This window comes from Micromonospora sp. SL4-19, from assembly GCF_047921475.1.
In the GTDB taxonomy this organism is placed as follows: domain Bacteria; phylum Actinomycetota; class Actinomycetes; order Mycobacteriales; family Micromonosporaceae; genus Micromonospora.
The window spans coordinates 1-22,600 of the sequence record NZ_JBLROB010000001.1 but is presented as its reverse complement, the minus strand read 5'-3'; the positions used below and the strand labels follow the sequence as shown (position 1 = coordinate 22,600).

Sequence of the window (22,600 nt, the reverse complement as noted above, 5' to 3'; positions counted from 1 at the left end):
TTCCGCCGGGCGACCGGGAGCCGGGTGGGGAGGCGCGGGGGATCAGAGGGTAGCGGGGGCCAGTTCCGGGGTGGCCGGATCGGCAGCGGCCTGGCGGCGATGGCGCAGCTCGATCGGCAGCACCGCCAAGGCGACCAGCACGCCGATCGCGCCGGTGACCGCGAAGCCCCACAGCGGTGCCGAGGCGTCGATCACCGCGCCGGCGAGCGGCGCGCCCATCGCGATGCCGACCGTGACGGCAGAGCCGTGCAGGCCCATCGCCTCACCGCGTACACCGGCCGGGGCGAGCCGGCTGACCGCGTCGGCCGTCGAGGCGATCGTCGGCGCGCAGAGTGCGCCGGCCGGGACCAGCGCCAGGCAGAGCAGCCACCAGTGTGCCCCGCCCAGCCCGACCGGGATCGTGCACAGGCTGAGCACCGCCATCAGCGCCAGCGGCGAGAAGGAGCGGCTGACCGCCCCGTACGCGAAGCCGCCCACCAGCGACGCCACCGCCCACACGGTCAGCACGGCGCCGGTCCACCCGACCTCGCCGCCGGCGCGCAGCACGGCGACCACCGCCACGTCGGTGCCGCCGAGCACCAGGGTCGCGGCCAGGCTCACCGCCAGCACGGCGAGCAGCCGGGGCGTCAGCCACTCGCGGCGGGGCACCCGGCGGTGCGGCCCGGCCGGCTCGTCGGCGCTGCGGGTGGGCGGGTTGAGCAGGAAGAAGCAGATCCCGGAGCCGACGATCCCGGCACCCACCGCCCACAGGGTGATCCGCGGGGAGACGGCGGTCGCCAGCGCCACGGCCAGCGCCGGGCCGACCATGAACGACAGCTCCACCGACATCGAGTCCAGCGCGTACGCCGGGCGGCGCCGCTCGGCCGGCACCAGGGCGGCGACCGACTGGCGGACCACCGAGAAGACCGGCAGGGCGAGCAGCCCGGCCAGGAACGCGGCCGGCAGCAGCACCGGGTACGACAGTGCCGGCGCGCTGGCCCAGAAGACGCCCTCGGCGATCGTGGTCAGGATGAGCACCGGGCGCAGGCCGCGCCGGTCGACCAGCCGCCCGAGCAGCGGGGAGCCGAATGCGGCGCCGACGGTCGACGCGGCGCCGACCAGCCCGGCGGCGCCGTACCCTCGGCCGAGGTCGAGCACGACGTGGAACGTGAGCGCCACTCCGGTCGCGGTGAGCGGGATGCGGGCCAGCACCGACACCAGCAGCAGCGACCGCAGACCGGGCAGGGCGAGTGCCTCCCGGTAAGGCTTCAGGTTCATGACGGTCCGTACCTCCGGCGGCAATCCTCGGGCCGGGGTACGACAGCCGCAAGCGATTACCTGGTCAAGCGGTCCTGATCACAGGCTCGCCGACCATGGCGACCCCGGCGCTGTCCATCGCCCGCCGCGCCACGTCGAGCGTCTCCGGCGCGACGGCGGCGGTGAGGTCCAGCAGCACGGTCGTGCGGAAGCCCTCCCGGGCGGCGTCCAGCGCGGTCGCCCGGACGCAGTGGTCGGTGGCGATTCCGACCACGTCCACCCGGTCGACGTCGTGCCGGCGCAGCCAGTCGGCCAGGCACTCGCCGTCGTCCGCGTGCCCCTCGAAACCGGAGTATGCCGCGCTGTGCTCGCCCTTGTGGAAGATCGCCTCGACCCGGTCGGTCTCCAGGTCGGGGTGGAACTCGGACCCGGCGGTGCCGACCACGCAGTGCCGGGGCCAGGAATCGACGTAGTTCGGCGGATCGCCGAAGTGCGGACCCGGGTCGACGTGGTAGTCCTTCGTCGCCACCACGTGGTCCCAGCGGTCCGGCTCGGCGGCGAGCACCCGGGAGATGCCGGCCGCCACGCCCGACCCGCCGGCCACGGCGAGCGAGCCGCCCTCGCAGAAGTCGTTCTGCACGTCCACGATGATCAAGGCGCTGCCCATCGAGCGTTCCTCCTCAGATGGTGGGTACGACGGTCACCGGGATGGCCGGGTCGCCGCCGGAGAGCTTCAGGCCCTCCCACGGAATGGAGATCAGGCACTGCCGCAGGTGCTCCCGCGACTCGTCGAGGGTGGGCAGCGCGACCGGTTCGCCGTCGACGACGAAGGAGCGCTGGAGCAGCCGGTCGTTGGGCTGCCGGTCGGGCACCCCCTGCGGCACGACGATCTCCTCGGTGGCGGTGCCGGTCGGCTTGTGCCGGCGGATGGCCACCTTCCGGCCGCCGATGGTGGACTTGTGCTCCGAGCGCTTGACCACCCCGCGCCCGTCGACCTCGACCAGCTTGTAGACCAGGCCGGCGGTCGGCGCGCCGGAGCCGGTCACCACGGCGGTGCCCGCGCCGTACATGTCGACCGGCTCGGCGGCGAGCGCGGCGATCGCGTACTCGTCGAGGTCACCCGAGACGATGATCTTCGTTTCGGTGGCGCCGAGCGAGTCGAGCAGCTCGCGGGACTGCTGGGCGATCACCGCGAGGTCCCCCGAGTCGATCCGGACCGCCCGTAGCTCCGGCCCGGCCACCGCGATCGCGTTCCGGATGCCCTGGCTGATGTCATACGTGTCGACGAGCAGCGTGGTGTCCTTGCCCAACGTGGCGACCTGCGACGCGAACGCCGCCTGCTCGTCGTCGTGCAGGAGGGTGAACGCATGCGCCGCCGTGCCGGCGGTCGGAATGCCGTACCGCTGGCCGGCGGCCAGATTGGAGGTGAACCGGAACCCGGCCAGGTACGCCGCCCGGGCCGCGGCCACCGCCGCCTCCTCGTGCGCCCGGCGGGCGCCCATCTCGATCAGCGTCCGCCCACGGGCGGCGGTGACCATCCGGGCGGCCGCGGCGGCGACCGCGCAGTCGTGGTTGAGCACCGACAGCACCAGCGTCTCCAGCACCACGCACTCGGCGAAGCTGCCGGAGACGGTGAGGATCGGCGAGCCGGGGAAGAAGAGCTCGCCCTCGGCGTACCCGTCGACGTCACCGGTGAATCGGTAGTTGGCCAGCCACTCGGCGGCCTGGTCGTCCACCACGCCGGTGCGGCGCAGGAAGTCGACCTCCTCGGCGTCGAACCGGAAGTCCCGGATCAGCTCGATCAGCCGGCCGGTCCCCGCGACCACCCCGTACCGCCGCCCCGCCGGCAGCCGCCGGCTGAACACCTCGAAGACGCAGCGGCGGTCGGCCGTGCCGTCGCGCAGGGCGGCGCTGACCATGGTCAGCTCGTAGTGGTCGGTCAGTAGCGCGGGGCGGAGGAGGTTCACCGCTCCAGCCTAGAGTTCACGCCCCACCGTCGCCTTCCTGCCCCGGCATCGACCACAGTGCCGCCCGCAGCTCGGCCCGGCTGGCCACCCCGAGCTTGCTGTAGACCCGCTGGAGGTGGTTCTCCACCGTCCGCGTCGACAGGAAGAGCCGCTCCGCGATGGCCCGGCTGGTGGCGCCGTCGACGGCGAGCCGGGCGACCTCCCGCTCGCGCTCGGTCAGCGTCGGCTGGAGCAGCCGCAGCGCCGGCGTGGAGACCTGGTCGCACCCGCGGAGCAGGGCGGCGAGCCGTTCTCGGGCCGGACCGGTCGCGGCGGCGCGGTCGCCCCGCATCCGGTGCAGGGCCATCGCGGTCGCGTCGGCGGCGTACACGGTCAGGTCCCGGGCGGCGAAGGCGTCGGCGACGGCGAGCAGCTCGGTGGGGGAGTCCTCGACCGCGGCGCGGGCGTACCGGGCGATCAGCGGCGGCAGCATCCCGTCGACCCGCTCGGAGAGCTCGGCGAGGCGCTGCGCCACCGTACGCCGACTGCCGTCGGCGCGGGTCGGCCCGATCGGCGCGGTGGCCCGGTCAAGCCGCACCAGGTCGAGCAGGACCAGCAGCTCGTGGCCGGCGAAGCCGTCCTCGCGCAGCCGGTCGGCCAGCGCGCACAGCTGCTTGGCGGCGGCCGGCAGGTCTCCGGCGTCGGCGTACACCGCGCCCCGGGCCTGCTCCAGCCAGGGGTACAGCACGGCCATGCCCGGCGCGTGGGTCCGGTCCGCCTCGGCCATCGCCTCCGCCGCATGCGCCGCATCGCCGCGCAGGGCTGCCGCCTGGGCGCGCTCGGCATGCGCCAGCCCGGCGTACACCCGGCTGGTGGCGAGCATCGCGCAGGCCCCGAGGCTGGTCTTGAGCGCCTCGTCGGCGTGCCCGCGCAGCCGCGCCGCGTACGCCTGGAGGATGGCCAGGTAACCGGTGCCGAGTCGGAAGTCCCCCGCGCCGGCCAGGTCGGCGAACTCGTCGGCCACGAGCGCGTCGATGCCGGCCAGGTCGCCGGTGAGCGCCAGCCGGGTGCCCCGGGCCAGCTCCATCGCGAGCTGGAGGTAAGGCATGTCGGCCCGCCAGCTCGCCGCCTCGGCCTGCACCCGGGCGATCGCGGTGGCGGTGCGCCGGTGCTGGCCCTGCGCGGCGTGCAGGTGTGCGATCGTGCACCGGGCCAGCTCCCGCGCGGCTGCCGGGGCGGCCGGGCGGTCCAGCACCGCCTGGGCGAGCCGCAGCGCGGTGTCGGTGTCCAGCCGGTGCAGCCGCATGATCGCCTCGAAGGCGCGGGCTCGGGCCTGGTCGGCCGAGTCCGTCAACTCGTCGCCGTGCGCGGCGATCTCCTCCACCGTGGACTCGCGGCTGAGCCCCCAGTAGCTGACCATGCTGTGGACCGTCACCCAACGGCTGTGCCGCCGCTCGTCGTGGATGACGTCGGCGACCGAGTTGAGCACCTGGATCGCCTCGTCGGGCCGGTCGCCGAACATGAGGATGGTGGCGAGCAGCTCCGCCGCGTCGAAACCACCGCCGGCCTCCAGCGCCGCCCGGCCCAGCCGGGTCGCCAGCGGCACGTCGTACCGGCCGAAGGCCTGGGCGGCCGCCTCGAGCAGCAGCGCGGAGTCCTGTGCCGTACCCGAGTCCAGCCGCCACACCGCGACCCGCAGCACGTCGTCGCGGCGGCGCTTGCCCGCCTGCTCCACCAGCTCGGCCAGGGTCGCCTTGAGACGGCGGGTGCGGCTGACCGGGCAGCGCCGGCGCATCACCTCGCCGTAGAGCGGGTGGGCGAGCCGGACGTCCAGGCGCCGGTCGTCGTGGACCATGCTGATCAGGCCGCGTTCCTCCGCGACCTCCACGTCGGCCGGGACGACCGCCTGCTCCAGCAGCTGCAGGCCGAGCGGCTCGCCGAAGGCGACCAGCTCGACCACCGACCGCACGCCGGGCGTGAGCTGGCCGATCCGGGCGTCGATCACGTCGGCGAGGCTGGGCGCCAGCTCCAACCGGCCGGTCCACGTCCAGATCCCGTACGTCCGGTTCAGCTCGCTGCCCCCCGAGGCCGCCAGCACCAGCTCGCGCAGCAGCAGCGGATTGCCCGCGGAGAGCCGGAACAGGCGCTCGGACGACCCGGCGTCGACCGGCCCGTCCAGGATCGAGGCGAGCAGCCTGGTGGTCTCGGTCGGGCCCAACGGGCCCAGCTCGACCAGCTCGACCAGGTCGTCGGTCCACAGGGCACGGATCGGCAGCGGGACCTGCTCGCCGTCGCGCAACGTCCCGATCACGGTCGCGTTCTCGGCGCGCGCGATCAGGTGGACCAGCGCCGCCGAGGGCGGGTCGAGCAGGTGCGCGTCGTCGATCGCGAGCACGATCCGCCGGCCGGCGGCCTGCTCCTGGAGCACGTCCACGGCCCAGCGCAGGACGCCGGCGGGGGAGAGTCCGTGCGGCTGCTCGGCCGGGAGCACCTGGACCAACCCGCCGAAGGGCAGCGCCGCGGTGGTGGCGCTGGCCGAGACGAACCAGATCGCGTACCGGTCGGTGGAGAGGGCCGCCACCCCCTCGCGCAGCAGGCGGCTCTTGCCGACCCCGGCCAGACCGCTGAAGAGCAGGCCGCGCCCCTCGGGGCCGCCGACCGCCGACAACAGCCGGTCGAGTTCATCTGCGCGGCCGACGAGCTCCCACCGACTCATCGATGCAGCATATCGACGGTAATCGTCCGCGTCCGCGTCGTCACGCAACGAAGTTGAGTAATCTGTTCCTCAACCGTGAGTATCCGGAGTGTTCGGTGTCGGGAGCCCGACAGTCGTACTCTTCCGGCATCCGGCTGCCCCGACCGGATCATTCCCATGCGACCGGCCCGCAACCCGGTCGCCCGACGGAGGTCTCCTGATGAAGCCGGGTCCACTCCCTCCGGTCGGCGTGCCCGACCCAGGTGGGCCGGCCGAGTCGCCGCGCGGCGGGCCGCTGCCCACCGGGCGCGGGGTGACCGACCCCGGCCCCGACGACCCGCTCGCCGTCGTTGTCGCGGGTCCGGCCGGTGCCGGTCGCCGTGAGCTGGTCGCCGGCCTGCTCGGCCTGGAGCCCGCGATGCTGGCCGTGCCCGCCGGCAGCTACCTGCTCGTCAACCACGCCAAGATGCCGACCCGTGCCGCGTACGTGCCGGGCTACCGTCAGCCGCACTCGTACGGCGCCGATCCGCTCGCCGCCGGCCCGGCGCTCGCCCGCCCGCCCCGCCGGGTGGAGCTGAGCCTGCCCGACCCGCTGCTGCGCCACTTCACGGTGCTCGAAGCGCCGGACACCGGCTCCCTCGGCGTCGCCGGCACCCGGGTGCTGCTCGACGCGGTGGGCCGGGCCGGTGCCCTGCTCTTCGTGATCTCCGCCGACCAGGCGTTCACCGCCGCCGAGCTGCATCTGCTGGCGGAGGTCGCCAGCGCCCGGGTCGAGGTGGTCTTCGCGGTCACCCCGGGCGCCGGCGGCTGGGCGAACCCGGCGGACGGCCCGACGACGACGGACGACACGGGGGTGCCCGTCCCGTCGGCCGGCAGATCACGGCCGCCGCTGCCCCGGCCGGCAGGATCTCCGGTCGACCCGGTGGAGGTCGCGGCGCACCGCGCCGCCCTGCTGTCCGCGGTGCCCGGCCTCGCCGCGGCCCGCTGGCACCCGGTGCGGCAGCCCGACCACTCGGACCTGCGCCGCACCCTGGTCGGCTGGGCGGCGGACGAGGGACTGCGCCGGGCCAGCGCCCACCCGCCGGAGCCGCCGGGAGCGCAGGGCCGGGTGGCCGTCGCACCGGGGCTCGACCCCGGTGACCTCGCCGAGCGCCTGGACCGCCAGACCCGCAGCTGCGCCCAGCGGATCCGCCAGCACCTCGCGCTGGAGCTGGCCAACATCCACCTCCGGGTGGTGCAGGAGATCGTCTTCGGGGTCGGCAGCGCCGGCCTGCCGCAGCTGCTCGACCAGGAGCTGGAGGCGCTCTCGCTGCTCGCCACCGCCCGGTGCGACGAGGCGGTCCGGGGCATCATCGACGACGCGGCAGCCCGGGTCTTCGGCGCGCCCCTGGCCGAGGGGGTGCGTCGCCGGATCACTCATGCCGTCCGCTGGGGCCTCGCCGACCAACCGGCCGGCCGCGAGCTGGACCGGGTGCTCCTGGTCACCAGCACGGCCGGGGTGGCGGGGCTGGCCGGCGACGGCGCGCTCGACGCGCTGGCCGGCTTCCCCGGCGGGAAGCGCGACGAGGCGCTGCCCCCGGTCGGGGTGGCCCTCTCCGGCGGCTGCTGGCAGCACTGGCGCGTCCCCGGCAACGGCGACCCGAACGGCGCGCGCTCCTGGGCCCAGCGGGCGCTGCGCGAGGTCGAGCTGGAACTGTCCCGCGAGGTGTCCCGGCGCTTCGAGGTGACCCGGGTCTCGCTGGGCACGGTGCTCACCGATGCAGTCGACCACGGCATCCTCCTCGCCTGAGGTGGGGTCCGCCGGCCGGCCGTCCGGGTCGTCGCGCGCGGCCCGGGCGGGTGAACCGGACCGGCCCGACGTTCCGGTTCAACCGTTTCCCGAATCCGGTGGCACGATGGGGGGCATGGCGGCTCCACAGGTTGCGCCGGTCGAGACGCCGGACACTGATGAGGTACCGGTCTCGGACCGGCCGTGGGTGACCATCGTCTGGGACGATCCGGTCAACCTCATGACGTACGTGACCTGGGTGTTCCAGAAGCTTTTCGGATACAGCCGGGAGAAGGCCGAGCAGCTCATGCTGGATGTGCATCACAAGGGCAAGGCCGTGGTCTCCAGCGGGGCCCGCGAGCGGATGGAGCACGACGCGTCGCAGCTGCACGCGTACGGGCTCTGGGCGACGGTGGAGCGGTCGTGAGCATGTTCCGTCGCTACGGTGACCACTACGTGGCCAGCTTCGCTGTGGACGAGGCGCGGGTGCTGCGCAAGGTCGCCTCCGAGGTGGTCGGCCTGCTCACCGACGGCTTCGACCACAGCGACCCGGTGGTCGGCCGGCTCTTTCCCGAGGTCTACCCGGACGACGTGGCGAGCACCGCCGAGTTCCGCCGCTACACCGAGGGGGACCTCAAGACCGCCAAGATCGACCAGGCCGGCGCGATCCTCGCCGCGCTGCCCGACGGCGATGCCGGCGGCGAGGTGCGCCTGGACGCAGAGGCGGCCGAGGCGTGGCTGCGCGCGATCAACGACGCCAGGCTGGCGATGGGCGTCCGGCTGGAGATCAAGGACGGCACCGATCTGGGAGAGGAGCTCGACGAGGCGGTCGCCGCGGATCCGACCTCGTCCCGCGTGTTCCAACTGTCGGTCTACGCGTATCTGGGATATCTGCAGGAATCCCTGCTCAATGCCCTGGTCGACTGAGTCGTGACGGTTACCACCTCGCCCCCCGCAACCCGCAGGCGCTAGGCTGGTCGACGTGCTGAGCATCGACCGGTCGATCATCGACGCGATCGTCGCCCACGCGCGCCGGGACCACCCGGACGAGGCGTGCGGCGTGGTCGCCGGTCCCGCCGGCAGCGACACCCCGACCCGGCACATCCCGATGGAGAACGCCGCCCGCTCCATGACGTTCTACGAGTTCGACTCGATGGAGCAGCTGCGGCTGTGGCGGGAGATGGACGACCGCGACGAGGAGCCGGTCGTCATCTACCACTCGCACACCGCGACGGAGGCCTACCCGTCCCGCACGGACATCTCCTTCGCCGGTGAGCCGGGAGCGCACTACCTGCTCGTCTCGACCCGCGAGCCCGACACGGAGGAGATCCGCTCCTTCCGGATCGTCGACGGCGTGGTGACCGAGGAGCCGGTCCGGATCGTGGATGCCGCCGTGGACCCGCACGCCGTCCAGTCCTACATGTTCGGGCAGAGCCCGGCGACGGTCGACTACGAGTGTTCCGGCCGCTGATCCTTCCAGCGCCGGCACACCTTCTTTCTTCCGTCACCTGGCACGACCCGAACAAGGAGCACGAGACGTCATGGCCATCGAGGTTCGCATCCCCACCATCCTGCGCAGCTACACCGGCGGCGCGAAGGTCGCCGAGGGCAGCGGTGACACGCTGGGCGACCTGCTCACCGACCTGGACTCCCGGCACGCCGGCCTGAAGGCCCGGCTGGTCACCGACGCCGGTGCGCTGCACCGGTTCGTCAACGTCTACGTCAACGACGAGGACGTCCGCTTCCTCGGCGCGCTCGACGCCAAGCTCAACGACGGCGACAGCGTCACCATCCTGCCCGCCGTGGCCGGCGGTGCGTTCGGCTTCGCCGCCGCTGCGGCGATCGCGCAGCACAGCGCGTCGGCTGCCGCGCGCGCAGCGCGCTGACGGCGGCCGTCATGGCGCGGTACGACAGCCTGCTCGACGCCTGCGGCGACACTCCCCTCATCGGGCTGCCCCGGCTCTCGCCGACGGTGCCCGACGGGGCGCCGCCGGTGCGGCTCTGGGCGAAGCTGGAGGACCGGAATCCGACCGGCAGCATCAAGGACCGGGCGGCCCTGTTCATGGTCCGCGCGGCCGAGCAGGCCGGCCGGCTCCGTCCGGGTGACACGATCCTGGAGCCGACCAGCGGCAACACCGGCATCTCGCTGGCCATGGTGGCCAAGCTGCGTGGCTACCGGCTGGTCTGCGTGATGCCGGAGAACGTCTCCACCGAGCGCGTCCAGCTGCTCCGGATGTACGGCGCGGAAATCATCTTCTCGCCGGCCGCCGGCGGCTCGAACCAGGCCGTCGCCACCGCGAAGCAGATCGCGGCCGAGCATCCCGACTGGGTGATGCTCTACCAGTACGGCAACGAGGCCAACGCCCGGGCGCACTACGAGACGACCGGGCCGGAGCTGCTGCGCGACCTGCCCACGATCACCCACCTCGTGGCGGGCCTGGGCACCACCGGCACCCTGATGGGCATCGGGCGCTACCTGCGGGAAAAGGTCGACGGCATCCAGATCGTCGCCGCCGAGCCGCGCTACGGCGAGCTGGTCTACGGCCTGCGCAACATCGACGAGGGCTACGTTCCCGAGCTCTACGACGCCGGGGTGCTCTCCCGGCGCTTCTCGGTGGGCACCCGGGACGCGGTGCTGCGTACCCGCCAGCTCGTCGAGGTGGAGGGGATCTTCGCCGGCTTCTCCACCGGCGCGATCCTGCACGCCGCCCTCGCGGTGGCGCACGAGGCGGTGCGGGACGGCCGTCAGGCCGACGTCGCGTTCGTGATCCCCGACGGCGGCTGGAAGTACCTCTCGACCGGGGCGTACGGCGGCACCCTCGCGGACGCCGAGGACGCCCTGGAGGGGCAGCTCTGGGCCTGACGGCCCGCGGATCGGGTCGGTCGGCGCCGCCGCCGGCCGACCCGGCCGTGCCGATGCCCCGGGGTGTCACGTTGATGACAACTTCCGGTGAACGATTCTTGCCGACCGGGCCGACGCGTAGGCTGCGCACCGTGGCGAACGCGTCGGTAGAGATCATCGGCGGAGCGGCCGCCGGCGTGTCGACTGCGAATTGTGACATCGAGGCGATCGGATGCGATTGACCGTCCTCGGCTGCGCGGGCAGCTTCCCCGGCCCGGAATCCCCCTGCTCCGCATACCTGCTGGAGGCGGAGGGCTTCCGGCTCCTGATCGACTTCGGTTCGGGGGCGCTGTCCACCCTCCAGCGCTACGTCGGGCTGCACGCCCCCGACGCCATCCTCCTCACCCACCTGCACTGCGACCACATGCTCGACGCGGTGTCGTACGTGGTGGTGCGCCGGTACGCCCCGGACGGCCCGTACCCGCCCCTGCCGGTCTACGCGCCCTCCGGCGCCCCGGACCGGCTGGCCGCCGCGTACGGGGAGGTGGACGGCACGGTCGAGGACGTCTACCAGTTCTACGGCCTGCAGCCCGGCACCTTCCCGATCGGTCCGTTCACCGTCACCGTCGACCGGATGAACCACCCGGTCGAGACCTACGGCGTGCGGCTGGAGCACGGCGGCCGGGTGTTCTGCTACTCGGCGGACACCGCGCCGTGCGAGGCGCTGCTGCGCCTCGCCCAGGACGCCGACCTGTTCCTCTGCGAGGCCAGCTACCTCGACGGCGTGGAGAACCCGCCGGACCTGCACCTGACCGGCCGGGAGGCCGGCGAGGCGGCGACCAAGGCCGGCGCCGGCCGGCTGCTGCTCACCCACCTGGTCCCGGCGTGGGGCAGCGAGGCGCACACCATCGAGGCGGCGGCCGGGGCGTACACCGGACCGCTGGAAGTGGTCCGCCCCGGCGCCTGCTACGACGTCTGACCACGGCGGCGGCGCGACGCGTTGCCGCAGTGTTCGCCGCCCCGTCAGCGGCCGGTCGCCTGGCGCACCCGTCCGGGCCGCACCCTCGGGCCATGCGGATCGCCATCGTGACCGAGTCGTTCCCGCCGGACGTGAACGGCGTGGCGCACTCCGTCCTCCGGACCGCCGAGCACCTGCTGGCCCGGGGCCACGAGCCGCTGGTCATCGCGCCGGCACCGCCCGGGGGCCGGCGCCGGGCGGCGGAGCCGCACCCGTACCCGGTGGTGCGGATCCCGAGCCTGCCGCTGCCGCGCTACCAGGGCTTCCGGCTCGGCGTACCGGCCGCCGGGCTGGCCGACGCGCTGCTCGGCCACCAGCCGGACGTCGTCCACCTCGCCAGCCCGTTCGTCCTGGGCGCGGCGGGGGCCGCCCTGGCCACCCGGCACGGCCTGCCAACCGTCGCGGTCTACCAGACCGACGTCGCCTCCTACGCACGGGCGTACCGGGTGGGCTGGGGGTGAGGCGGCGGCCTGGCGGCGGATCCGCGAGATCCACAACTCGGCGCAGCGGAACCTCGCCCCCTCCACCCGGGCCGCCGCGGACCTGATCGCCAACGGCGTGCAGCGGATCTGGCTCTGGCGACGCGGCGTCGACGCGGAGCGGTTCGACCCGGCCCGGCGCAGCGACCCGCTGCGCCGGACCCTGGCACCCGGCGGTGAACTGCTCGTCGGCTACGTGGGGCGCCTCGCCCCGGAGAAGCGGGTGGAGCTGCTGGCGGCGACCGCCCGGCTGCCCGGGGTACGGGTCGTGGTGGCCGGCGACGGCCCGGCTCGCCGCCAGCTCGAACGGGCCCTGCCCGGGGTCGGTTTCCTCGGGGTCCAGCACGGTGCGGCGCTGGCCCGGCTCTACGCCAGCCTCGACGTCTTCGTCCACACCGGGCCGCACGAGACGTTCGGGCAGACGTTGCAGGAGGCCGCCGCGAGCGGGGTGCCGGTGGTGGCCCCGGCCAGCGGCGGCCCGGTGGACCTGGTCGAGTCGGGCGTGACCGGGCTGCTGGTGCCGCCCGGCGACGGGGACGCGCTCGCCGACGCGGTGGCGGAACTCGCCGCCGATCCCGCCCGCCGTGCCGCGTACGGCCTGGCCGCCCGGGCGGCGGTCAGCCGCCGCAGCTGGGGCGCGGTCGGGGACGAGCTGATCGGGCACTATCGCGCCGTCGTCGCCGGTACGCCGGCCGCCGGCCTCGCGACCCGGCAATGAGCGGCCGGGCGATGCGGATCGTCCGGGTGGCGAACTTCGTGACCGGCCGATCCGGCGGTCTGCGTACCGCGCTGCGCCACCTCGGCGAGGGCTACCTCGCCGCCGGCCACGAACCGGTGCTGGTGATCCCCGGTGAGCGGTACGGCGACACCCGGCGGTCGTGGGGCCGCGAGATCACGCTGCCCGGGCCGGAGGTGCCCGGCAGCGGCGGCTACCGGCTGCTGACCGACCGGCAGCGGCTGGCGCGGGTGCTCGCCGACCTGGCCCCCGACCGGCTGGAGGTGTCCGACCGGAGCACGCTGCGGTGGACCGGCCGCTGGGCCCGCGCCCACGGCGTGCCGTCGGTGATGGTCTCCCACGAGAGCCTGACCGGGCTGCTCGGGCAGTGGCGGCTGCCCGCCGGCGCGGCCCGCCGGGTCGCGGACCGGCTCAACCGGCAGACCTTGCACCGGTACGACCGGGTGGTCTGCACCACCCGGTGGGCGGCCGAGGAGTTCGAGCGGCTCGACGGGCCGCCCGTCGCGCTGGTGCCGCTCGGCGTCGACCTGACCACGTTCCAGCCCCGGCACGCCGACCCGGCGCTGCGTGAGCGGTATGCCGACCACACCGAGGTGCTGCTGGTGCACTGTGCGCGGCTGTCGGTGGAGAAGCGGCCGGAGCTGGCGGTCGCCGCCCTCGCCCGGCTGCGCCGTGCCGGCGTACCCGCGGTGCTGGTGATGGCCGGCGACGGGCCGCTGCGGCCCGCCCTGGCCCGGCGCGCGGCGGGCCTGCCGGTGCACTTCACCGGCTTCCTCCCCGACCGCGCGGGCGTCGCCGCGCTGCTGGCCAGCGCGGATGTGGTGCTGGCGCCCGGGCCGGTGGAGACGTTCGGCCTGGCCGGGTTGGAGGCGCTCGCCTGCGGCACCCCGGTGGTGGCCAACGCGGCCAGCGCCCTGCCCGAGGTGATCGGATCGGGTGGGCTCGCCGCCTACGGCAACCCCTCGGCGATCGCCGCGGCCGTGGTCCGGCTGTTGGAACGCCCGGAGGCGGCCCGGCGCGGGGCGGCCCGGCGCCGGGCCGAGGCGTTCGGCTGGCCCGCGGCGGCCGCCGGCTTCCTCCGCGCGCACGGTGTGGAGGCCGACCCCGCGCCGTCCGACGCCTCCGCCGTCACCTGACCCGCCCCCGGCAGCCACCCCCCCCGCGCCCGGAACGCCCGGCGGACCGACCCGCCGCCGGCTTCGACGGCACCGCGGCCCGGTTCGATCACGGCACCACATAGGGTGCAGGCATGGCGCGACCTGACGGGCGGCAGCCCGACCAACTCCGACCGGTGACCCTGACCCGGGGCTGGAGCACCCACCCGGAGGGCTCAGTCCTCGTCGAGTTCGGGGCGACCCGGGTGCTGTGCACGGCGAGCGTGACCGAGGGGGTGCCGCGCTGGCGCAAGGGGTCCGGGCTCGGCTGGGTGACCGCCGAGTACGCGATGCTGCCCCGGGCCACGAACACCCGCTCGGACCGGGAGAGCGTCAAGGGGAGGGTCGGCGGTCGTACCCACGAGATCTCCCGGCTGATCGGCCGGAGCCTGCGCGCCTGTGTGGACCTGAAGGCCCTCGGCGAGAACTCGATCGTGCTCGACTGCGACGTGCTCCAGGCCGACGGCGGCACCCGGACCGCGGCGATCACCGGCGCGTACGTGGCGCTGCACGACGCGGTGACCTGGCTCGCCGAGCGCAAGGCCCTCGCCGGCAAGGTGGAGAAGGTGATGCATCGCTCGGTGGCCGCGGTCAGCGTCGGCATCATCGAAGGCCAGCCACGGCTGGACCTCTGCTATGCCGAGGACGTGACCGCCGAGGTCGACATGAACGTGGTCTGCACCGGGACGGGCGACTTCGTCGAGGTGCAGGGGACGGGCGAGGCCGGGATCTTCGCCCGTGAGCAGCTCGACGCCCTGCTGGACCTGGGCGTCATGGGCTGTCTGGAACTGGCCGACGCGCAGCGGAAGGCGCTCTCATGAACAAGGTGCTCCTGGCCACCCGGAACCGGAAGAAGCTCGTCGAGCTCCAGCGGATCCTCGACGGCGCGCTCGGTGCGCACCGCATCGCCCTGCTCGGGCTCGACGACGTCGAGGCGTACCCGGAGCTGCCGGAGACGGGCCTGACCTTCGGCGAGAACGCGCTGATCAAGGCCCGGGAAGGCAGCCGGCGTACCGGCCTGCCGACCATCGCCGACGACTCCGGCCTGGCCGTGGACGCGCTCAACGGCATGCCGGGCGTGTTCAGCGCCCGCTGGGCCGGCCGGCACGGCGCCGACCAGGCCAACTTCCAGCTCGTCCTGGACCAGATCGCCGACCTGCCCGACGAGAACCGCGGCGCCTCGTTCGTCTGCACCGTGGCCCTGGTGCTGCCCAACGGCAAGGAGCACCTGGTCGACGGCCGGCAGGCCGGCCGGCTGCTGCGCGCGCCGCGCGGAGAGGGCGGCTTCGGCTACGACCCGATCTTCGTCGGCGAGGGGCAGGAGCGGACCAACGCGGAGCTGACCCCGGAGGAGAAGGACGCGGTCAGCCACCGGGGCAAGGCGCTGCGCGAGCTGGCCAAGCTGGTCGCCAAGGTGCTTCCGCCGGCGCCCTGACCCACCGGGCCAGGCCGGGCAGCCGGTCACCAGGGCTTGGTCACCGTGTCGCCGAGCTCGCCGACAGCGGCGCGATCCTCGGTCGCCAGAATCGTGATCATGCGGTTCGCCTCGGCGAGGCTGACGTGGCGGCCGGTCACGGTGGCAGTCTCCGGGTGCGGCGTCTCCAGCCACAGCCGATCCGACTCCCAGCACATCTGCACCACCGCGCCCGAACGGCCGACGCAGCTGAGGAAGTCGCGGGTGTGCGGCTGGAGCTTGTGCGCGATCGCCATGGTCTCCATTGCCTCCAGCGCCACCGAACTGCCGCGGCCTGTGGGGTGCTCGTAGGTGGCCTCGAGGAAGTCGGCGGACCGGGAGGTCGTCGTCTCCGGGCCGCCCAGCAGCGCCAGGCCGTCGTAACGGTCGACCGTGGCGGGAGGGCGATCCGGGTCGTCGAGCCCGCCGATCAGCGTGCCGCCCTCGCGTCGGACGGTGACGGCGACGGCGTCGGTGGACAGGCGCACTCGGGCGTCGGCGGGCATCCACGGCAGGTGCAGGGCGGCCAGCCGGGCGGCGGATTGGACGCCCTTGTGGGGTGCGTACGGCCCGGACCAGGACGTCAGTAGCTCGACCTCGACCTCGACGTCGTCGTCCCGGCTGGGTGGCACGGCGGCGAGCCGGCCGACCCGCCGACGCCGCCAGACCATCGGCACCTGGATTCGCGCCCCGACGTCGCCGGCCCAGTGCACGGTCAGTCCCTCGGCCCGCAGCACCGCCGCCACCTCTTCACCGATCTCCACCGACGGCGGTCGCTCGAAGAGCCCGTACGCGAGGAACACCGGCGATCCGTCCACGGCGCGCTCGGCGTCCTGCTGGTGATAGAAGGCGTAGCCACGCGGGACGACTCCCTCGGGCACCTCTGCCCCGATCTCGCCGAGGCCGCAGTTCTGGCAGCAGGTGAAGTTCTCCCGAGCCACGATGCCGGCGGCGGAGAGCGCCCGGAATGCGGCGGTGAGCCGGTCGCTGTCAGTCACCTCCGGCCAGCTCTCCTGCTCGGCGAGGTGCGCGGTGAGCTCCTCGGCCACCGCGGCCCAGGCCAGCTCCTCGATCCGGGCCGGCTCGGCCTCGCCGTCCAGATACTCCACCGTCTCGGCGACGATCGCCGCTGCCGGCAGCACGGCGAGCGCCACCTGACGGCGGACGAAGGCGCGGATCTCGTCGTCGACTGCCGGACCGCTGCCGTCCGGCGTGCTGTCCGGGCTCGGGGCGTCAGCCGTCAGCACGGCGTCGTCATCGTTCACGGCGGCGAACGGTAGCAGCGGGATCTGACAGCCGCGCGGGTACGGACGCCACCGGGCCAGGAAGTGCCAGCCGAGCCAGACCCAGACGCCGAGCACGGGGGCGCGGCCGGCGGTGCCGCTCTTGGCGGGCACGGTAGACGGTGCTGAGGCCCAACCGGGCGACCGCATTCCGCTCGCTGCATAACGAAGGGTGACTATTCGACCCGTCGCTTGTGGATCAACCGCGGTCATCCGGATAATTCGGCTATCCGTGGGCCTGCGGGCAATCTGCGCACATCTGGCTGGTGGCCTGGTGGCGGCGGCGGACATGAGGCACTATGGCCTTCACATTTGCGCAGCTCAAGCTCGGATAGGTATGTGATCCATGGCCCCGTCTCGCCGCTTGATCATTTTTGCTGTTATTGGCACGGTTGCCGTCGGCTCGGGGGTGTCTGTTGCCCTTTGGGCCAACAGCGACCCGCCGGACCGTCCGCCGGCCGCCCATGTCGTCCAGCCGGGCGCGCCGGGCCAACCGGGTAGGTCATTGTCCGGGAACGACCTGACTCAGGTCTCGCCGCCCGGGTTCGCCGCGGCCGACACGCTGTTCATCGAGGGAATGATCCCGCACCATGCTCAGGCACTGGAGATGACCGCGCTCGTGCAGGGGCGTACCGACAACCCGGATCTGACGATGCTCGCCAAGCGGATCGACGTGTCGCAGCGTGAGGAGATCACGCGGATGCAGCGGTGGCTCGATGAGCGGGGCGTGCCGACCACGGGGCCGCACGTGGGCCATGCCGGGCACGACAAGCTCATGCCCGGGATGCTCACCGACGAGCAGTTCGCCCAGCTCAAGCAGGCGCGCGGCGCGGAGTTCGACCGGCTCTTCCTGACGTTCATGATCGGCCACCACCAGGGAGCGTTGACGATGGTGGAGGAGCTCTACGCGACGGGTGGGGGGCTCGAGCCGGCGAGCGACCAGTTCGCCCGCGAGGTCAACGCCGACCAGAGCATCGAGATTCAGCGGATGCAGGGGATGCTGGCCAAGATGGGCTGACCTCCGCACCGGTGGTCGGAGAAAAGGTGAAGGGCACCTCGGCTCGATGGCTTCGAGCCGAGGTGCCCTTCGATCAGGGACAGGTCAGAGCGAGCCCGCCAGGTCCAGGACCGCCTTCTTCAGCTGCTGGTGCTCCGGCGCACCCAGCTTGTTGGAGAGTGCCCGCAGCTGCGCCGCAGCGGCGGACCGCTTGCCGTCGGCCGCGAAGCCCTCGGCCCGCTCCAGGAACATGTCCACCTGGAACTTCAGCGGGTGGCCGATCGCCTCGGCACGGACGAGCTGGTCGTAGTGCGCACGCGCAACCGCGAAGCTCGGCGTCCAGGTGATCTTCGGCTGGCCCTGGGCGTTGAACTCGCTGAGCTGGACCTCCGAGGCGGCCTGGATCTCCGCCTTCGACAGGTGCTCGCTGGGCGTCAGCTTGAACACGTCGAAGCCGCGGGCGATCTCGTTGCCGTAGAGGTTGCCGTTGTACCAGTACGCCGACCAGAACCCACCGAGGACGAGCGAGTTCGGGTTGACCGGGCCGCGGTCGAAGTACGCGATCTCGTGCGGGTTGGCCGAGTCGGTGAAGTCGAACACCGAGATGCCGCCCTGGTACCAGGCCTGCATCATGATGTCGCGGCCGGGCACCGGGATCAGCGAACCGTTGTGCGCAACGCAGTTCTCCTGCAGCGTCTGCGGAACCGGCAGCTTGTAGTAGCTGGCGAACTTCATCTTCCGGTCGACGATGTCGAAGATGGCGTTGGCGCCCCACTCCGGCTGGTCGGTGTCCCGGCAGCGGGCACCGCTACCGCCGCCCCACTCGTCGGTGAAGATCACCTTGGTGCCGTCGTTGTTGAACGTCGCCGAGTGCCAGTACGCGAAGTTCGGGTCGGACACCTCATCGATCCGGCGGGGGTTCGCCGGGTCCGAGATGTCGATCAGGATGCCGTTGCCCTGGCAGGCGCCGGCGGCCAGCCCGATCTCCGGGTACGCGGTGATGTCGTGGCAGGCGTTGGTGTTCGGCGTGGGCGACCAGGTGCTGCCGGACGGGTGCCGGGGCGTCTGGGGCCCGTTCTGCAGGCCGTCGAACCGGCCGGTCTCCGGGTTCGTGAAGAGCCGCGGCTCGTTCACGACGGCGGCCAGCTGGGGCGCCGCCACCGGCACCTTGATGACCTCGATCCGCCACCGCGACGGGTTGTCGCCGTCCGCGGCGTTGTTGTTGCAGCCGGCCATCGTCGTCGCCGGCCGCACCGAGGTGGTGCCGGAGACGTAGACGTAGACGTTGCTGGGGTCCTTCGGGTCCGTCACCACGGTGTGCGTGTGCGAACCGCGGCAGAGCTGAACGGCCGCGACCTGCACCGGGTTGAGCACGTTGCTGATGTCGAAGACCCGGACGCCCTGGAACCGGGTGCCGACGTTGGCGTTCGTGCCACAGTCGACCCGCCCGCGGCTCTCCTCGACCGACATGAAGAGCAGGTTGCCGTGGACCGAGAGGTCACCCTGCCCACCCGGGCACACGACGCTGGTGACCAGCTTCGGGTCGCTGGGCGTGGAGACGTCGAGGATGTTGAACCCGTTGTAGTTGCCCGAGAACGCGTACTTGCCCCCGAAGGTGAAGTCCGAGTTGTAGAAGCCACCGTTGCCGGGGTTCGCCGGGTCGACGAAGCCCGCCTCCTTGTTCCGGTGCGCCACGTGCTCGAGGTTGCTGATCGCGGACTGGGCGTCGAGCCAGCCGGCACCGAGCCCGATCCGTGGATCGGGGTCGGTGGTCGCCGCCGACGCCGTGCCGGGCAGGACGCCGGCCAGGAGCAGCCCTGCGGCCGCCAGGCCGAGCGCCCGCCGTCCCAGGCGGGACTTGGAACGCCAATTTTGTGTCATGTGCTGCCTTCCGATCGAAAGACGTGACGCAGTGTCCTGGTGGTGGGAGGACGGCGTCGTGTAGGTAAGGACCGTACCGTTGATCAGTCGTTGGTCAAGAAGCCTGCGGGATATGCACATATTTGCGTAGCCGAACTTTGTCCGAGTGGATGTACGCAGGTCAGCGCACGGCCAGCTGTGTGTTGTAGACCTGGGACGGGGCCTCCGCAACGGTGTGACTGACGGGTCGCGACAGGCGTCGAAGTTGGTGGCTGAATCTTTCGCCAGTCGTCGGATGATCGGTTTGCAAGGTACGCATTAGCGTCGATGCAATTCACCCCGCGCCGGTCTGGTTACTGAACGTGATCGTGGTGGTGTGGGCGCTGCGGGCCTGCGTGGCGGACCGCTGCGGCGGTTGTGAGTAGGCGCTCCATGCTGTCTTTTCCAACCCCCGAAGGGAGCAGCGGTGCCCCCCAATTTCCGCGTGTCCCGTGGTCGCCGCAACGCCGCGTTGCTGCTGTCCACAACCCTGGTCGCTGCCATGACGACAGTGGCCGCGACGCCTGCCTGGGCTGATCCTGACCAGGCCCTGACGAACCCGATCTTCCTGACCGGCCCGAACAAGGGCGCCCCGAACGACATCGCCATGAGCTACCTGCGGGAGCACCCGGCGGTCTACGGTGTGGCCGCCTCGGACCTCGCCGATCTTGCGGTGTCCTCCAGCTACACCAGCCGCCACAACGGGGTGACGCATGTCAACCTGACGCAGCGGTACAAGGATCTGGACGTGTTCGGCGCGACGGCGACGGTGAACATCGCCCGTGACGGTAGCGTCGTGTTCGTTGGTGACACCCTGGTGTCGGGCCTGTCGGGCAAGGCTTCCGGCACGGCCGCGCTGGATGCGGTCGACGCGGTGCAGGCCGCTGCCGACGCTCTGGATCTGGCTGACCCGGCCAACCCGAAGGTGATGAGCCGTGCCGACGGGCCGGCCCAGCGTACGGTCGTGTCCGGCAGTGGGATCTCTGAGCAGCCGATCCCGGCCAAGCTCGGTTGGCAGCCCACCGACGACGGGCTGCGACTGGCCTGGCAGCTGGTCATCGACGACTCCTCAGACCCGCACCTGTGGAACGCCAGCATCGACGCCGAGACCGGCGACCTGCTCAACGCAGACGACTGGACGACCCACGAGGACGTCAAGGAGATCGCCGACAACCTCGACCGCAGCGCGCCGGGACGGGCGACGACGCTCCCCAGCACGGCCTTCGGCTCGCGCAACCCGGTGCAGGACGGATCGAGCTACCGGGTCTTCGCCGGCTCGGCCGAGAGCCCGAACGACGCGCCGCGGACCCTGGTGACCAACCCGGCGGACGGGACCGCCTCGCCGTACGGCTGGCACGACACCAACGGGGCCCCGGGCGCTGAGAACACCACCACCCAGGGCAACAACGTCCACGCGTACCAGGACCAGGACAACAACAACGCGCCGGACTTCGGCAGCAGCCCGGACGGCGGGGCGAACCTGAACTTCGACTTCCCGCTCGACCTGGGCGAGCACGCCCAGAACTACCGGGACGCCGCGACCGCCAACCTGTTCTACTGGAACAACATCATCCACGACGTCACCTACCAGTACGGCTTCGACGAGGCGTCGGGGAACTTCCAGTCCAACAACTACGGCCGGGGCGGCACGGGCGGCGACTATGTCCGCGCCGAGGCGGCTGACGGCGGCGGCACCAACAACGCGAACTTCTCCACCCCGGCGGCCGACGGCGGCGCCCCGCGGATGCAGATGTACCTGTGGCCGGGCACCCAGTTCGGCAACCCGAACCAGATCGTCGTGGACGGCGTCGGCTCGTTCGACGCGTCCTGGTCGCGGTTCTCTCCGGCGCCGTCCGTGGCCGGCCTGCCGGGCCACCGGTTGGTGTACGCCGGCACCGGCTGCACCGCGGCGGCGTACCCCGGCACGCTGCCGGCCGGCGGCTGGATCGCCGTGGTCGACGGCGGCACCACCGCCTGCACCTACCTCCAGCGCGCCCAGGTAGCCCAGTCCGTCGGCGCCAAGGCGGTCGTGGTCGCGCACAACGCCAGCGGTAGCGCACCGGTGCTGACCGGGGCCATGACGACCGCGCCGGTCGCCATCCCGGCGGTTGCCGTGACTCAGGCCGACGGCAACGCCATCAAGGCGGCCATCGCCGCCGGCGACGTCACCGGTTCGGTACGCAAGCACCCGAACCACCCGGGCATCCGGGACGGCGACTTCGACGCCGGTGTGATCATCCACGAGTACACCCACGGCATCTCCAACCGGCTCACCGGTGGCCCGGGTGTCAACTGCCTGAGCGGCGACGAGCAGATGGGCGAGGGCTGGAGCGACTACGTCGCGCTCACCATGCTGCTCGACCCGAAGTTCGACACGGCCGACGGGCAGCGCGGCATGGGCCCGTACGTGCTGTTCCAGGACGACCGGCACGGCGCCGGCATCCGGCCGCGGCCGTACTCGCGGAACATGGAGATCCAGCCGTTCACCTACGACGGCATCAAGACCGGCGGCTGGCTGAACGGCACCTCCCTGGCCACGCCGCACGGCATCGGCCACGCGTGGACCTCCGTGCTGTGGGACATGACCTGGAACCTGATCGACCGGCACGGCTTCAGCCCGAACATCTACGACTCCTGGAACACCGGTGGCAACAACCTTGCCCTCCAGCTGGTCGTGGACGGGTTGAAGCTGCAGGGCTGCGGCCCGGGCTTCATCACCGGCCGTAACGCGATCATCGCCGCGGACGCGGCGCTGACCGGTGGTGAGAACGCCTGCATCATCTGGGGTTCCTTCGCCCGCCGCGGGCTGGGTTACAGCGCCGTGCAGGGCACCACCAACCGCAACGACAACAGCGAGGCGTTCGACACCCACCCGTCCTGCCGGGGTGACTTCGTCGGTCGGTCCGCGCAGCCGGAGCTGAACACGGTCATCGCCGGTGACGCCGCGCCGATGAAGTTCAAGCTGGCCGCCAACCGGGGCCTGGACATCCTGGCCAGCGGCTCGCCGTACTCCCGGCTGGTCGACTGCGACACCCTCAAGACCGTCAACCCGAGCGGGCCGATCACGCCGCGGCCCACCCCGGTCGCCGCCCGT

General features: G+C 72.7%; 18 protein-coding genes and 1 pseudogene. 13 read left to right on the top strand and 6 right to left on the bottom strand.

Annotated features, from left to right (window positions below):
- Positions 1 to 42: 42 nt before the first annotated feature.
- The 4 genes from ACNAVT_RS00095 to ACNAVT_RS00080 are packed head-to-tail and all read right to left on the bottom strand — an operon-like array spanning position 43 to position 5,898.
- Positions 43 to 1,281 (bottom strand): MFS transporter, encoded by a 1,239-nt coding sequence (locus ACNAVT_RS00095; RefSeq protein ID WP_416291603.1) that lies wholly within the window; start codon positions 1,279 to 1,281, stop codon positions 43 to 45.
- A 40-nt stretch (positions 1,282 to 1,321) separates the two neighbouring features.
- Complete coding sequence (locus ACNAVT_RS00090) at positions 1,322 to 1,903, bottom strand: isochorismatase family protein (RefSeq protein WP_416291602.1); 582 nt, start codon at positions 1,901 to 1,903, stop codon at positions 1,322 to 1,324.
- 13 nt (positions 1,904 to 1,916) lie between these two features.
- Positions 1,917 to 3,203, bottom strand: coding sequence for a nicotinate phosphoribosyltransferase (locus ACNAVT_RS00085; RefSeq protein ID WP_416291601.1), 1,287 nt, complete (start codon positions 3,201 to 3,203; stop codon positions 1,917 to 1,919).
- A 16-nt stretch (positions 3,204 to 3,219) separates the two neighbouring features.
- A complete protein-coding gene (locus tag ACNAVT_RS00080) occupies positions 3,220 to 5,898 on the bottom strand; it encodes a LuxR C-terminal-related transcriptional regulator (protein ID WP_416291600.1) in 2,679 nt (892 codons plus the stop codon).
- A gap of 199 nt (positions 5,899 to 6,097) precedes the next feature.
- Between ACNAVT_RS00080 and ACNAVT_RS00075 the strand changes: the two genes are divergently transcribed.
- The 11 genes and pseudogenes from ACNAVT_RS00075 to rdgB all read left to right on the top strand — a co-directional run bounded on the left by ACNAVT_RS00075 (position 6,098) and on the right by rdgB (position 15,309).
- Positions 6,098 to 7,666: a hypothetical protein gene (locus tag ACNAVT_RS00075; protein WP_416291599.1), complete on the top strand. Its 1,569-nt coding sequence runs from the start codon at positions 6,098 to 6,100 to the stop codon at positions 7,664 to 7,666.
- Positions 7,667 to 7,781: 115 nt separating this feature from the next.
- Positions 7,782 to 8,072: an ATP-dependent Clp protease adapter ClpS gene (gene clpS, locus ACNAVT_RS00070; protein ID WP_416291598.1), complete on the top strand. Its 291-nt coding sequence runs from the start codon at positions 7,782 to 7,784 to the stop codon at positions 8,070 to 8,072.
- Between the two features lie 2 nt (positions 8,073 to 8,074).
- The gene (locus ACNAVT_RS00065) at positions 8,075 to 8,572 is read left to right on the top strand and encodes a DUF2017 domain-containing protein (protein ID WP_416292796.1); all 498 of its coding nucleotides are present in this window, start codon (positions 8,075 to 8,077) and stop codon (positions 8,570 to 8,572) included.
- Between the two features lie 55 nt (positions 8,573 to 8,627).
- A complete protein-coding gene (locus ACNAVT_RS00060; protein ID WP_073832356.1) occupies positions 8,628 to 9,116 on the top strand; it encodes a Mov34/MPN/PAD-1 family protein in 489 nt (162 codons plus the stop codon).
- 70 nt (positions 9,117 to 9,186) lie between these two features.
- Positions 9,187 to 9,531: a MoaD family protein gene (locus ACNAVT_RS00055; protein WP_416291597.1), complete on the top strand. Its 345-nt coding sequence runs from the start codon at positions 9,187 to 9,189 to the stop codon at positions 9,529 to 9,531.
- 11 nt (positions 9,532 to 9,542) lie between these two features.
- Positions 9,543 to 10,508 (top strand): PLP-dependent cysteine synthase family protein, encoded by a 966-nt coding sequence (locus tag ACNAVT_RS00050; protein ID WP_416291596.1) that lies wholly within the window; start codon positions 9,543 to 9,545, stop codon positions 10,506 to 10,508.
- 211 nt (positions 10,509 to 10,719) lie between these two features.
- A complete protein-coding gene (locus ACNAVT_RS00045; protein ID WP_416291595.1) occupies positions 10,720 to 11,466 on the top strand; it encodes an MBL fold metallo-hydrolase in 747 nt (248 codons plus the stop codon).
- 92 nt (positions 11,467 to 11,558) lie between these two features.
- Positions 11,559 to 12,702: pseudogene (locus ACNAVT_RS00040) on the top strand (glycosyltransferase family 4 protein).
- Between the two features lie 11 nt (positions 12,703 to 12,713).
- Entirely contained in the window at positions 12,714 to 13,856 is a 1,143-nt protein-coding gene (locus ACNAVT_RS00035) for a glycosyltransferase (protein WP_416291594.1), read from the top strand.
- A 113-nt stretch (positions 13,857 to 13,969) separates the two neighbouring features.
- Positions 13,970 to 14,695, top strand: a complete 726-nt coding sequence (rph, locus tag ACNAVT_RS00030) for a ribonuclease PH (protein WP_416291593.1) — start codon at positions 13,970 to 13,972, stop codon at positions 14,693 to 14,695.
- Entirely contained in the window at positions 14,692 to 15,309 is a 618-nt protein-coding gene (rdgB, locus tag ACNAVT_RS00025) for an RdgB/HAM1 family non-canonical purine NTP pyrophosphatase (protein ID WP_416291592.1), read from the top strand. The genes rph and rdgB overlap by 4 nt, the downstream gene beginning before the upstream one ends.
- A gap of 26 nt (positions 15,310 to 15,335) precedes the next feature.
- Here the strand turns inward: rdgB and ACNAVT_RS00020 are convergent, their stop codons facing one another.
- Positions 15,336 to 16,724 carry a DUF6186 family protein gene (locus ACNAVT_RS00020; RefSeq protein WP_416291591.1) on the bottom strand — a complete coding sequence of 463 codons (1,389 nt, stop codon included), beginning with the start codon at positions 16,722 to 16,724 and terminating at the stop codon, positions 15,336 to 15,338.
- Positions 16,725 to 16,956: 232 nt separating this feature from the next.
- Between ACNAVT_RS00020 and ACNAVT_RS00015 the strand changes: the two genes are divergently transcribed.
- Positions 16,957 to 17,628 (top strand): DUF305 domain-containing protein, encoded by a 672-nt coding sequence (locus ACNAVT_RS00015; RefSeq protein ID WP_416291590.1) that lies wholly within the window; start codon positions 16,957 to 16,959, stop codon positions 17,626 to 17,628.
- Between the two features lie 84 nt (positions 17,629 to 17,712).
- Here ACNAVT_RS00015 and ACNAVT_RS00010 read toward each other — a convergent pair whose 3' ends face one another.
- Complete coding sequence (locus ACNAVT_RS00010) at positions 17,713 to 19,488, bottom strand: LVIVD repeat-containing protein (protein ID WP_416291589.1); 1,776 nt, start codon at positions 19,486 to 19,488, stop codon at positions 17,713 to 17,715.
- Between the two features lie 463 nt (positions 19,489 to 19,951).
- On the opposite strand from ACNAVT_RS00010, the gene ACNAVT_RS00005 reads away from it, so the two are divergent.
- Positions 19,952 to 22,600 (top strand): M36 family metallopeptidase (locus tag ACNAVT_RS00005; RefSeq protein ID WP_416291588.1); only part of this gene is annotated, 2,649 nt, incomplete at its 3' end.